Origin of the sequence: Streptomyces sp. B5E4 (genome assembly GCF_039871555.1) — a bacterium.
Taxonomy (GTDB): domain Bacteria; phylum Actinomycetota; class Actinomycetes; order Streptomycetales; family Streptomycetaceae; genus Streptomyces.
The window spans coordinates 432,539-444,077 of sequence record NZ_JBDPMI010000001.1 but is presented as its reverse complement, the minus strand read 5'-3'; the positions used below and the strand labels follow the sequence as shown (position 1 = coordinate 444,077).

Here is an 11,539-nt window from a genome sequence, read left to right as displayed (position 1 = left end):
GCCGCCGCGCACGAGGGAGAAGGACGATGGGGGCACCGAGGGCGCCGAGGCACACGAAGCGGCGTCAGGGCGTCGCCGCGGCCGTCGGCGGTTGGAGCGTCACCCACCGCTGGGCCGCGGTGGGTATCTGGGTGTTGTTCGTGGTGCTGGCGACGGTCGCCGGCTCCGCGGCGGGGCGGGCGGAGGTCAGCGACAGCGAGGAGGTCCCGGGCGAGACCGGGCGGTCCGCGAAGATCCTGGAAGACGCGGGTGTGGACGAGCCGGTCGGCGAGAGCGTGCTCGTCCAGTCGCCGCGGGGTGAGCTGAAGGCGTCGGCGGGCGAGTTCCGTACGGCCGTCGAGGACGTCGTCCGGGCCGTCGAGGGCACCGGCGAGGTGACGGACGTCGTCTCGCCGTACGAGAGCGACACGATCTCCGCGGACGGGCGCTCCGCGCTGGTCCAGTTCCGGATGAAGGGCGACCCGGAGACCGCGGCGGACCGGGTGGAGCCGGTCACCGACGCGGTCGCGAAGGTCCAGGACGCGCACGAGTCACGGGGCCTGCTGATCGAGGAGATCGGCGGCGCCAGCATGGAGAAGACCTTCGACGACGCCTTCGGTGAGGACTTCAAGAAGGCGGAGTACTCGGCGGTGCCGATCGCGTTCGGCATCCTGCTGATCGTCTTCGGTGCGTTCGTGGCCGCGCTGCTGCCGATGGTGCTGGCGATCACCGCGATCGTGGCGACGATGGGCCTGATGGGCGTGGTCAGCCACGTACAGCCGATGAGCGACGTCGCCGACTCGGTGATGCTGCTGGTGGGGCTGGCCGTCGGGGTCGACTACTGCCTGTTCTACCTGCGCCGCGAACGCGAGGAGCGGGCCAGGGGCCGGGACGCGCGGACCGCGCTGGAGATCGCCGCCGCCACCTCCGGGCGCGCGGTGCTGGTCTCCGGCATCACGGTCATCGTCGCGATGTGCGGCATGCTCTTCACCGGTCTCGCCGACTTCGCGGCGATGGGCGTGGCGTCGCTGATGGTGGTCGCGGTGGCCATGGTCGGCTCGGTGACCGTGCTGCCCGCGATGCTGTCGCTGCTCGGCGAGCGGGTCGAGAAGGGCAGGGTGCCGTTCCTGGCACGGCTCAAGCGCGGCAGGACCAACGCCGGCGGCGAGAGCCGGGTGTGGCGGGCCGTGCTGACGCGCGTGCTGCGCCGGCCGAAGGCGGCGGTGATCGTGGCCACCGGCGCGCTGGCGGCCATCGCTCTGCCGGCCGTGGGCATGAACACCGCGAACCTCACGCTGGACCAGGAGTTCGGCGACTCGCTGCCGATCGTGCAGACCTACGACCGGATCAACAAGGCGTTCCCGGGCGGCTCCGACCCCGCCGAGGTGGTCGTCAGGGCCGACGACATCAACGCGCCCGAGGTCCGCAAGGCCCTCGTCGACTTCGAGGAACAGGCGCTGGACACGGGCGCGTCCAAGGGCCCGATCGACGTCCAGGTCTACGACGAGAAGAACGTCGCCATCATCGAGGTGCCGCTCGTCGGCGGCTCCGACCAGGACGAGGCGGAGAAGAGCCTCGCCCTGCTGCGCGACGAGATCCGGCCGGTGACGCTGGAGGCGGTGGACGGCGTCGAGGCGCCGGTCGGCGGCCAGGTCGCGGGGAGCAAGGACTTCAACGACCAGCTCGTCGGCGCGGTGGTGCCGGTCTTCCTCTTCGTGGTGGCCTTCGCCTTCCTGCTGATGCTGATGGCCTTCCGGTCGCTGACGATCGCCGTCACCTCGATCCTGCTCAACCTGCTGTCGGTGGGCGCCGCGTACGGCGTGCTGACGATGGTCTTCCAGCACGGCTGGGGCGCGGGTCTGGTCGGCGCCGAGGGCGTCGGGGCGATCGTCGCCTGGTTGCCGCTGTTCCTCTTCGTCATCCTCTTCGGGCTGAGCATGGACTACCACGTGTTCGTGGTCTCGCGGATCAAGGAGGCGCGGGCACAGGGGCGGAGCACCGCCGACGCCATCTCGCAGGGGGTGATCACCACCGCGGGCGTGGTGACCAGCGCGGCCGTCATCATGGTCGCCGTGTTCTCGATCTTCGGCACGCTGTCGATGCAGTCCATGAAGCAGATGGGCGTGGGGCTGGCGACGGCCGTGCTGATCGACGCGACGATCATCCGCGGCGTGCTGCTGCCCGCGGTGATGGCGCTGCTCGGCGAGCGCAACTGGTACTTCCCGAAGGCGCTTCGCCGGCTGCCCGACCTGGAGCACGCCGAGCCGCAGCCGGTACCCATGGGTAGCGTTCCGCCGCCGGTTCCCGCAGACTCTCCGTTGGTCGAAGGGAGCCGCCGATGAACCTGCCGTTCGGCAACTACCAGAACGAGATCTATCTGAACGGGCTGGCGGACAAGCTGCCGCCGTTCACCACCGACCTCACCGCGCTGGAGCAGTCCGCGCGCGAGCGACTGGCGGACGGTCCGTTCTGGTACGTCGCGGGCGCGGCCGGCTCGGGCGCCACAGCCCGGGCCAACCGGTCGGCGTTCGACCGGGTCCGCCTCGTCCCGCGCATGCTGACCGGCGCCACCGAGCGGAGCCCGGCCACCACCGTGCTGGGCACCGCGCTCCCCGCGCCCGTACTGCTGGCGCCCGTCGGGGTGCAGTCGATCGTGCACCCCGACGGCGAACTCGCCACGGCCCGCGCCGCCGCCGCCCTCGGCATCCCGATGGTGATGTCCACGGCCTCCTCGTACACCATCGAGGAGGTCGCGGAGGCGAGCGGCGCGGGCCCGCGCTGGTACCAGCTCTACTGGCCGAACGACGACGAGGTGTGCGCCAGCATCCTGGCGCGCGCCCGCGCCGCGGGGTTCACCGCCCTCGTCGTCACCCTCGACACCTGGACCCTGGCCTGGCGTCCGCACGATCTCGACGCCGCCTACCTGCCGTTCATCCGCGGCGTCGGCACCGCCGTCGCCTTCTCCGACCCGGCGTTCCGCGCGGGTCTGGAGAAACCGCCGGAGGAGGACCTGGGCGCGGCGGTGCTGCGCTGGGTGCCGATGTTCACCGGTACGGACCGGACGTGGGACCGGCTGCCGTTCCTGCGGGAGCACTGGGACGGGCCGATCCTCCTCAAGGGCATCCAGCACCCGGACGACGCCCGCCGCGCCGCGGCCGCGGGCATGGACGGCGTCGTCGTCTCCAACCACGGCGGCCGGCAGGTCGACGGCGCGGTCGCGTCGCTCGACGTGCTGCCGGAGGTCGCCGAGGCGGTCGGCGACCGGGTCGAGGTGCTCTTCGACTCGGGCGTACGGACCGGGGCCGACGTGCTCAAGGCCCTGGCGCTGGGCGCGCGTGCGGTGCTGTACGGCAGGCCGTACGTCTACGGTCTCGCACACGGCGGCGAGGCGGGCGTCACGCACGTGCTGCGCAGCCTCCTCGCCGACCTCGACCTCACCCTGGGGCTGTCGGGTCACCGCTCGGTGCCCGAACTGCGCCCGGACGACGTGCGCCGGCTTCCGGGCTGATGGCCCGCAGCGCGTAGCCCGCGGCGGTGGCGGCGACGTAGCTGAGGACGGCGTACACCGCGCCCGGCATGGCCATCGCGGTGCTGTCCAGCAGCGTCGGGCTGACCGCGATGGTCATGGCCAGGCCCACGTTGTGCATGCCGATCTCGAAGCAGCACGCCACGGCCTGCGGGTGCGCCGCGCGCACCAGCCGGGTGGCGCCGTAGCCGACGGCCAGCGAGAGCAGCGTGAACAGGAACGTGATCGGCCCGAGGTCCACGAACGACTCGGCGATCCGGTCCCGTTCGGCCCAGGCCACGCCGACGATCACCAGGAAGAGCCCGAACAGGGACGCCACCCGCACCGGCCGGTCGATGCGCTCCCTGACCCGCGGGGCGCGGGCCCGGGTGAGCATGCCGAGCCCGACGGGGACCAGCACGATCGCGAACACCTGGAGGATCTTGTCGTAGTTCAGGCCGAGGGAGTCGCCGCCGACGTCGAAGTACTCCAGCGAGAAGTTGACGATCAGCGGCAGGGAGAACAGCGCGAGTCCGGAGTTGATCGCGGTGAGCGTGATGTTGAGCGCCACGTCGCCGCCGAAGAGCCGGCTGTAGTAGTTGGCGATGGCCCCGCCGGGCGAGGCGGCCAGCAGCATCATCCCCACCGCGTACGCGGGCGCGAGGTCGAAGGCCAGCACCAGCCCGAAGCAGGCGGCGGGCAGCAGCAGCACCTGGCACACCAGCGCCGCGGCGACGGCCCGGGGGTGGTGCTTGACCCGCCGGAAGTCGGCGAGCGTCAGGCCCAGACCGAGGCCGTACATGATCACGGCGAGGACGACGGGCATCATGACGGTCGTTACCGGGGAGTTCACGCGCAATAGCCTGCTGGGTCGCGCGGCGCAATGTCCAGGCCGGAATGGTCCCGTTAATTCGATGGCGCCTCCGCTTGTGCCCGGCCCAGGATGGCGCGCATGCTCGCGACTCTCCTCGCCTTCCTCGGGGCCTGCACGCTGATCGCCGCCACGCCCGGCCCCAGCACGGTCCTGATCATCCGCAACTCGATGCACAGCCGCCGCGCCGGGATGATGACCGTCCTCGGCAACGAGACGGGCGTCTTCCTGTGGGGCACGGTCGCCGCGTTCGGCCTCACGGCGCTGCTGGCGGCCTCGCAGATGGCGTATGACGTGATGCGCTGGGCCGGAGCCGCGGTGCTGATCTGGTTCGGGGTGCAGGCGCTGCGTGCGGCTCGGCGGGGGGCGGTGGCGGAGTTCGCGGACCGGGCGGGACCGGAGGTCACGTCGTGGCGCGCGTACCGCGCGGGGCTGCTGCTGAACCTGGCGAATCCGAAGGTGGGCATCTTCTCGTTGTCGTTCCTGCCGCAGTTCGTGCCGGCGTCGGCGCCGCAGTTGGCGACGACGGTCGCGTTCGCGGCACTGTGGGCGGTGTACGAGGTCGGCTGGTACGCGGTGTACGTGTGGTTCGTGGGACGGTTGAAGGGGCTGCTGTCGCGCGCGGGGGTACGCAAGCGGCTGGAGCAGGTGTCCGGCACGGTGCTGGTGGCGCTGGGGATCCGGCTGGCCGTGGAGCACTGAGCGGGGTTCGCGGGCGCGTGGGTGCAAGGGGGGCGTACGGGCCGGGATGCGACCCTGACCGGAACGTGACGCACCCGTGCGCCGCAGGAGGAGTCCGGCTACTGGATCTTTCGGAGCACGCCGGAGGGCACGTCGGTGGCGGACCGCGACTTCGTCACGACCGAGGACGCCGGATAGCGCGTATCCGGTGCTACGCGCGGTGCGAAGGGGCGACGGGGAGGTAGCCGAGGTCCACCGGCCCGCCGCGGCGCTCCGCGAGCAGGCGGGCCAACGGCGGCGGCCACAGCGGCTCGCACGGCTCGGCGACCTCCGCCGGCGGCCACCACCGCCAGCCCAGGATCCGGTCCTCCGGGTGCCGCGCGACCGCCGCGGCGGTCGGCTCGCGGCGCGGCCCCGCGGCCAGGTAGATGTGCTCGTGCTGGCGCACCGGCACGCCCTGGCGGGTGAAGTCGTGCACCCAGGTGCAGAGCAGCTCGCCGGCCGTGACGTCCGTCCAGCCGGTCTCCTCGTGCAGCTCGCGCACCGCGCCCGCGCGCGGGTTCTCGCCGGGGTCGAGGCCGCCGCCGGGGGTGGCCCAGTGGATGCCGGCCTCCACGTCGTCGTAGCGGAACATGAAGATCGCGCCGTCCGGGTCGAGGAGCGCGAGGCGGGCGGCGCGGCGGGGTGTGCGCATACCGCGACCCTAACGGCTGGGGCGGGTGCGTCGATCATTTGTCACGGGTACGTACGGGAACGGAAGCGTACTGGACACCCGCTGCCGCTCAGCCCGACAATTCGAAGGTGTCAGGCTCCGACCACCCCACATCTTCCGCGTTCCCCGTGTACCCGGCGGGGACCCCGCGTGTCTCCGACGAAGAGCGGGACAGGGCGATCGAGTTGCTGCGCGACGGCGCGGCGGACGGCCGGCTGTCGCAGGACACGTTCCTGGCCCGCGTGGACCTGGCCTTCGCCGCTCACTCCCACGAGCAGTTGGCGGCGCTGACCGCTGATCTGCCGCCGCGCGAGGGGCGGTTGACGCGGGCGATACTCGGCACGGTCGCCAAGGCGTCGTCGCTCGGGGTGCGGGTGAAGCAGGCATGGCAGGCGGAGCGGCTGCCGCCGCTGATGCTCCCGGCGCCGGGGGCGATCCCGCTGCGCATCGGGCGGGATCCGCGCAACGGGCTGCGGCTGATGGAGGAGACGGTCTCGCGGATGCACGCGGAGCTGCGGTGCGCGAGCGGGGTGTGGCTGCTGCGGGACCTCGGTTCGACGAACGGGACGTTCATCAACGGCCGCCGGCTGACGGGCGAGGCGCCGGTCCGGCCGGGCGACCAGCTGGGCTTCGGCCACACCCGGTACCTGCTGACGGCCCGCTGACCGCGGCGCCCGCACGCGGCGGTCGCGGGGGCCGGGCGCGTAGTACCGCCGCCCGCGCCGTACGGCCCACGCCCTCCGTGCTCACCCCGCCGCCAGCACCGCGCTCACCAACGGTCCCGCCGCCTCGCTGCCGTGGCCGCCCTCCGGCACCACGGCCGCCGCTGCCACGTCGCCGCTGTACGCGGTGAACCAACTGTCCGGCCGCTCCTGCCCGTCGACCTCCGCCGAGCCGGTCTTCGCGCCCGCCCCGGCGCCCAGTCCCAGGCCCGCGGCCGTGCCCTCGGCCGCGGTCAGCTCCATCATCCGCCGCAGGTCCGCCGCCACCGGCGCGGGCAGCGGCTCGGCGGTGGCGACCTCGCGGTCGTCGAACGAGCGCGGGAGCAGCACCGGCTGCCGGAAGCCGCCCGAGGCGACGGTCGCGGCGACGGACGCCATGTTCAGCGGATTCATCTGCACCCGGCCCTGGCCGATGAGCGCCGCGGACTTCTCGTCGCCCTCCGCCACGGGCACGGCGCCGTCGAACGTCGCCACGCCCGTCTGCCAGTCGTCCTCGCCGAGGCCGAACCACCGGCGGGCGGTGCCGGCCAGCTCGTCGCCGGCCAGCTCGTCGCTCAGCGAGACGAACGCCGTGTTGCAGGACTGTGCGAAATCCTGCGCGAAGGTGGCGTCCGCGATCGCGCCGCCCTCCACGTTGTGGAAGGTCATGCCCTGGTCGTGCGCGTAGGTCCGGGGACAGCTCACCGGCGTCCCGGGCGTGACGCCCCCGGCCAGCAGCGCCGCCGACGTGATGATCTTGAACGTGGAGCCGGGAGCCGTCGCGCCCTGCAGCGCGTCGTTGAACTCCCCGCCGCCCCTGGCGTTGGCGATCGCGAGGATCTCGCCGGTGGAGGGCCTGACGGCCACGACGGAGGCCCGTCGGTGCTCCCGTACCGCCCGCTCCGCCGCCTTCTGCACCCCGGCGTCCAGGGTCGTCGGCAGCTTCGCGGGCGTGCCCTTCGAGATGCCGAGCAGCGGCCTGGCGCGCCCCGCGCCGTCGGTCGGCTCGATCAGCACCTCGATGCCGGGCTCGCCGCGCAGCTTGCCCGCATACCGCTCGCGCAGCTGGGCGAAGACCGGGCCCAGCGACGGGTACTTCTGCGCGCTCAGGGTCCCGCCGTCCGCGTCGACCGCGATCACCTGCGGGGTCTCGCCCTCCCGGGTCACCAGCCGGCTGTCGTCGGCCAGGTCCGGGTGCACGACGGAGGGGTCCCAGTCGACCAGCGGCTTTCCGGTCGTCCGGCCGCGTACGACCGTCAGCTCGGAGTCGTACCTCCACGTCTTCGCGTGCCCCTCGGCCACGATCCGCGCCGTCACCGAGAACGGCACCGTGGCGCCCCTGGCCGCACCCGGCTCCAGCGTGACCTTCCGCACCCGGGCGTCCGTGAAGTACGCCCCGAGCACCGGCTGGGCCTCGGCGGCGTAGTCCGTCAGCCGGGCCGCGCCGCCCGGGCGCCGACCGGCCCAGGCGGCGAGGAAGTCACGGGCGGTGGTGCGCACTTCCGCCGCGCCGGGCGGGCCGGTCGGCACGTCGGGGCCGTCGTCGCCGCCGGCGACCGCCTGGTAGATGTGGGTGACACCGAACACGGCCAGTGCGGCCATTCCGGCGAGCACCAGGCATAAAACGACCTTGGCTCCGGTTCGCATGCGCGTCCCCCTGCCGTCGAGGCCCCTCCCCAAGGGCCGCCCATGACTCTACCCGCGGCCTGCGACACTCCGCGGTTGCACTGAACCAAGGTTGAAGTTCTAGCTTTACGGGGCAGGCCGCCGCACCCGGCCGCGCTCCACGAGACGGGAGAACCCGATGGACATGCAGGCCACCGCCTGGCAGTCACTCCACAGCACGGTCACCGCACAGCGGGACACACGCCCGCTGTCGCGGGCCGGGCTCGGGCGGATCTGGCGGTTCGCCCAGCCGCACCGGCGGCTGCTGAAGTGGTTTGTGCTGCTCAGCGTGGTGACCGCGGCACTGGCCGTGGCCACACCGCTGCTCGCCGGCCAGGTCGTCGACGCCATCGTCAACGACGCCGACCGGGGCCGGATCGTCTCCCTGGCGCTGCTGATCGCCGCCATCGCCGTCGCCGAGGCGGGGTTCGGGCTGGTGGCGCGCTGGCTGTCGGCCCGTATCGGCGAAGGGCTCATCCTCCAACTGCGCACCGCCGTCTACGACCACGTGCAGCGCATGCCCGTCGCGTTCTTCACCCGTACCCGCACCGGCGCCCTCGTCAGCCGGCTCAACAACGACGTCCTCGGCGCCCAGCGCGCCTTCTCCAACACCCTCTCCGGCGTCGTCGGCAACCTGGTGACGCTGCTGCTCACGCTCGCCGTCATGCTGCGGCTGTCCTGGCAGATCACCCTCCTCGCGCTCGTACTGCTGCCCGTCTTCGTGCTGCCCGCCCGCCGCATGGGCGCCCGGCTCGCCCGGCTGCAGCGCGAAGCGGCGAGCCACAACGCCGCGATGGGCACCCAGATGACCGAGCGGTTCTCGGCGGCCGGCGCCACGCTCGTCAAGCTGTACGGGCGGCCGGACCGGGAGTCGGCGGAGTTCCGGCAGCGGGCGGCGCGGGTACGGGACATCGGGATCCGCACGGCGATGGTGCAGACGCTCTTCATCACCGCCCTCACCCTCGTCTCCGCGCTCGCCCTCGCGCTCGTCTACGGCCTCGGCGGCTGGTTCGCGCTGCGCGGCAGCCTCGACGCCGGCTCCGTCGTCGCCCTCGCCCTGCTCATCACCCGGCTGTACGCGCCGCTGACCTCGCTCGCGGGGGCGCGGGTGGAGGTGATGAGCGCGCTCGTCAGCTTCGAGCGGGTCTTCGAGGTGCTGGACCTCAAGCCCCTGGTCGCCGAGCGGCCGGACGCGCGGGAGGTGCCGGAGGGCCCGGTGGCGGTGGAGTTCGACGGCGTGGACTTCGGCTACCCGGCCGCCGACAAGGTGTCCCTGGCGTCGCTGGAGGAGGTCGCCGTGCTGGACACCAAGGCCGGCGCGCAGGTGCTGCACGGGGTGTCGTTCCGCGCGGAGCCCGGCCGGATGGTCGCCCTCGTCGGCTCCTCGGGCGCGGGCAAGTCGACGATCGCACAGCTCATCCCGCGGCTGTACGACACGGACGGCGGCACGGTCCGCCTCGGCGGCGTGGACGTCCGCGACCTGTCGGCCGCCTCGGTGCGGGCGACGCTGGGCATGGTCACCCAGGACGGGCACCTCTTCCACGAGTCGGTCCGCGAGAACCTGCTGCTGGCGCGGCCGGACGCGAGCGACGCCGATCTGTGGGACGCGCTGCGCAAGGCGCGGCTGGACGAGCTGATGGCCGCGCTGCCGGAGGGCCTGGACACCGTCGTCGGCGAGCGGGGCTACCGGCTGTCGGGCGGTGAGCGGCAGCGGCTGACGATCGCCCGGCTGCTGCTCGCGGAACCGCGCGTGGTGGTGCTGGACGAGGCCACGGCGCACCTGGACTCCACGTCGGAGGCGGCGGTGCAGGAGGCGCTGGCGGAGGCGCTGGCCGGGCGCACGGCGGTGGTCATCGCGCACCGGCTGTCCACGGTGCGGGCCGCGGACCAGATCCTGGTGGTGGAGGCGGGCCGGATCGTGGAGCGGGGCACGCACACGGAGCTGCTGGCGGCCCGCGGGCGGTACGAGGAGCTGTACCGGACGCAGTTCGCGGAGGACGGCGGGGCCGGGGAGCTGGTGGCGCAGGAGGCGTAGGGCAGGAGCGTACGGGTGCGGGTGCGCGGGACGTACGGGCGCGGCGGCGGTGCGGTGGTCTCAGGCGACCGGGTCGGGTTCGGGGACCGGCGCGCCCGGAAGGTGGCGGCGGGCGCGTACCGGTGAGAAGTACAGCGGCAGCGCCGCCACCGCCAGGATCACCGCCCCCGTCCACAGCGTCGCCCGTACGCCGGCGAGCTCACCGATCACCCCGGACAGCGCCGAGCCCAGCGCGACCGAACCCATCAGCAGGAAGCGGAACGTGGCGTTCATCCGGCCCAGCAACGCGTCCGGCGTCAGGCCCTGCCGCAGGCTCAGCCCCAGCACGTTGTCGATGCCGATCTTCACGGACACCAGCGCCATCCCCGCGGCCCCCGCCAGGCACAGCCACGGCGGCCGGCTCAGCAACGGTACGAGCAGCGCGGTCGGCGCGACGCACAGCCCCGCGGTGGCCAGCGTCCACCCGCACCCCCGCCGGGCGGCGAGCGGCCGGGCGAGCCGGGCGCCGACGAAGACCGCGGCGCCGCAGAGCACCCAGTAGCCGCCCAGCAGCCAGGCGGGCAGTCCGAGTTGGCGGACGAAGAGCACCGGGATCATGGTGTTGACGGTCTGCGCCCCGAGGTTGGCGAGGGCGGCGCCGAGCGCGAGCGGGCGCAGTTCGCGGCTGCCCAGCACGTGCCGCAGCCCGTCGCGCATCTCGGCGGCCAGCCGGCAGGACGCCGCGCGCGCCGGCCTCGTACGGCGCGAGGTGCCGCCGCGGATCCCGGTGAGCGAGATGGCCGCGGCGAGATGGCTGACGGCCTGCGCCGCGACCGCGACCGGCGCCGTCAGCACCTCCACGAGCAGCCCGCCCGCCCCGCGCCCGGCGACGCTGCCGACCGCATAGAGGCTGACGACGCCCGCGTTCGCCCGGACCAGCGCCTCCCGCCCGACCACCGCGGGCAGACAACTGTGCGAGGCGACGTCGAAGAAGACCGTGGCGCAGCCGGCCAGCAGCACGGCCGCGTACAGGTGCGGCAGCGTGAGCGTGCCGAACCACCAGGCCAGCGGCACGGCGGTGAGCAGCACGACCCGCGCCAGGGCGGCGGTCACCAGCACCGGCACACAGCCGAGCCGGTCGACCCACACCCCGCAGGGCAGCCCGATCAGCAGGTATGCGGAGGTGCCGAGCGCGGCCAGCAGGCCGATCCGACCGGGGCTCGCGCCGAGACCGAGCGCCACCAGCGGAAGGGCCAGATGGCCGACCTGGATGCCGATCTGATCGGCGGCGGTGGCGGCGTACAGCCGTCGGAAGGCGGGCACGCGCCAGGGGGATGCGGATGCCATGGAGGGAGCTTGCCGTGCCGCCGGGGCGTGGCGAAACCGGAGCGCGTTCGTCCCGCCCCGGCGG

9 protein-coding genes are annotated in these 11,539 nt (G+C 73.4%); 5 read left to right on the top strand and 4 right to left on the bottom strand.

Annotated elements, in window-relative coordinates:
• Nucleotides 1-26: 26 nt before the first annotated feature.
• Together ABGA99_RS01785 and ABGA99_RS01780 are read left to right on the top strand one after the other, a co-directional pair.
• Nucleotides 27-2,321, top strand: a complete 2,295-nt coding sequence (locus tag ABGA99_RS01785) for an MMPL family transporter (RefSeq protein WP_347576021.1) — start codon at nucleotides 27-29, stop codon at nucleotides 2,319-2,321.
• Nucleotides 2,318-3,487, top strand: coding sequence for an alpha-hydroxy-acid oxidizing protein (locus ABGA99_RS01780; RefSeq protein WP_347576022.1), 1,170 nt, complete (start codon nucleotides 2,318-2,320; stop codon nucleotides 3,485-3,487). The genes ABGA99_RS01785 and ABGA99_RS01780 overlap by 4 nt, the downstream gene beginning before the upstream one ends.
• On the opposite strand, the gene ABGA99_RS01775 is transcribed toward ABGA99_RS01780, so the two are convergent.
• Entirely contained in the window at nucleotides 3,414-4,337 is a 924-nt protein-coding gene (locus ABGA99_RS01775; RefSeq protein WP_347576023.1) for a bile acid:sodium symporter family protein, read from the bottom strand. The genes ABGA99_RS01780 and ABGA99_RS01775 overlap by 74 nt on opposite strands.
• Nucleotides 4,338-4,436: 99 nt before the next feature.
• On the opposite strand from ABGA99_RS01775, the gene ABGA99_RS01770 reads away from it, so the two are divergent.
• Nucleotides 4,437-5,057 (top strand): LysE family translocator, encoded by a 621-nt coding sequence (locus ABGA99_RS01770; protein ID WP_347576024.1) that lies wholly within the window; start codon nucleotides 4,437-4,439, stop codon nucleotides 5,055-5,057.
• A 190-nt stretch (nucleotides 5,058-5,247) separates the two neighbouring features.
• On the opposite strand, the gene ABGA99_RS01765 is transcribed toward ABGA99_RS01770, so the two are convergent.
• Nucleotides 5,248-5,730 (bottom strand): NUDIX domain-containing protein, encoded by a 483-nt coding sequence (locus ABGA99_RS01765; protein ID WP_347576025.1) that lies wholly within the window; start codon nucleotides 5,728-5,730, stop codon nucleotides 5,248-5,250.
• Nucleotides 5,731-5,876: 146 nt separating this feature from the next.
• Between ABGA99_RS01765 and ABGA99_RS01760 the strand changes: the two genes are divergently transcribed.
• Nucleotides 5,877-6,413, top strand: coding sequence for a DUF1707 and FHA domain-containing protein (locus ABGA99_RS01760; protein WP_347576130.1), 537 nt, complete (start codon nucleotides 5,877-5,879; stop codon nucleotides 6,411-6,413).
• Between the two features lie 81 nt (nucleotides 6,414-6,494).
• Here the strand turns inward: ABGA99_RS01760 and ABGA99_RS01755 are convergent, their stop codons facing one another.
• Nucleotides 6,495-8,096: a penicillin-binding transpeptidase domain-containing protein gene (locus tag ABGA99_RS01755; RefSeq protein WP_347576026.1), complete on the bottom strand. Its 1,602-nt coding sequence runs from the start codon at nucleotides 8,094-8,096 to the stop codon at nucleotides 6,495-6,497.
• Nucleotides 8,097-8,253: 157 nt separating this feature from the next.
• Here ABGA99_RS01755 and ABGA99_RS01750 point away from each other — a divergent pair, with 157 nt between their 5' ends.
• Complete coding sequence (locus ABGA99_RS01750; protein ID WP_347576027.1) at nucleotides 8,254-10,149, top strand: ABC transporter ATP-binding protein; 1,896 nt, start codon at nucleotides 8,254-8,256, stop codon at nucleotides 10,147-10,149.
• A 60-nt stretch (nucleotides 10,150-10,209) separates the two neighbouring features.
• Here ABGA99_RS01750 and ABGA99_RS01745 read toward each other — a convergent pair whose 3' ends face one another.
• Nucleotides 10,210-11,475 (bottom strand): MFS transporter, encoded by a 1,266-nt coding sequence (locus tag ABGA99_RS01745; protein WP_347576028.1) that lies wholly within the window; start codon nucleotides 11,473-11,475, stop codon nucleotides 10,210-10,212.
• Between the last annotated feature and the right edge of the window lie 64 nt (nucleotides 11,476-11,539).

What these genes read in the sequence shown, in the direction of transcription:
- ABGA99_RS01785 (WP_347576021.1), top strand. Translation starts at nt 27, where the DNA reads ATGGGGGCACCGAGGGCGCCGAGGCACACGAAGCGGCGTCAGGGCGTC.
- ABGA99_RS01780 (WP_347576022.1), top strand. Translation starts at nt 2,318, where the DNA reads ATGAACCTGCCGTTCGGCAACTACCAGAACGAGATCTATCTGAACGGG.
- ABGA99_RS01770 (WP_347576024.1), top strand. Translation starts at nt 4,437, where the DNA reads ATGCTCGCGACTCTCCTCGCCTTCCTCGGGGCCTGCACGCTGATCGCC.
- ABGA99_RS01765 (WP_347576025.1), bottom strand. Translation starts at nt 5,730, where the DNA reads ATGCGCACACCCCGCCGCGCCGCCCGCCTCGCGCTCCTCGACCCGGAC.
- ABGA99_RS01755 (WP_347576026.1), bottom strand. Translation starts at nt 8,096, where the DNA reads ATGCGAACCGGAGCCAAGGTCGTTTTATGCCTGGTGCTCGCCGGAATG.
- ABGA99_RS01750 (WP_347576027.1), top strand. Translation starts at nt 8,254, where the DNA reads ATGGACATGCAGGCCACCGCCTGGCAGTCACTCCACAGCACGGTCACC.
- ABGA99_RS01745 (WP_347576028.1), bottom strand. Translation starts at nt 11,475, where the DNA reads ATGGCATCCGCATCCCCCTGGCGCGTGCCCGCCTTCCGACGGCTGTAC.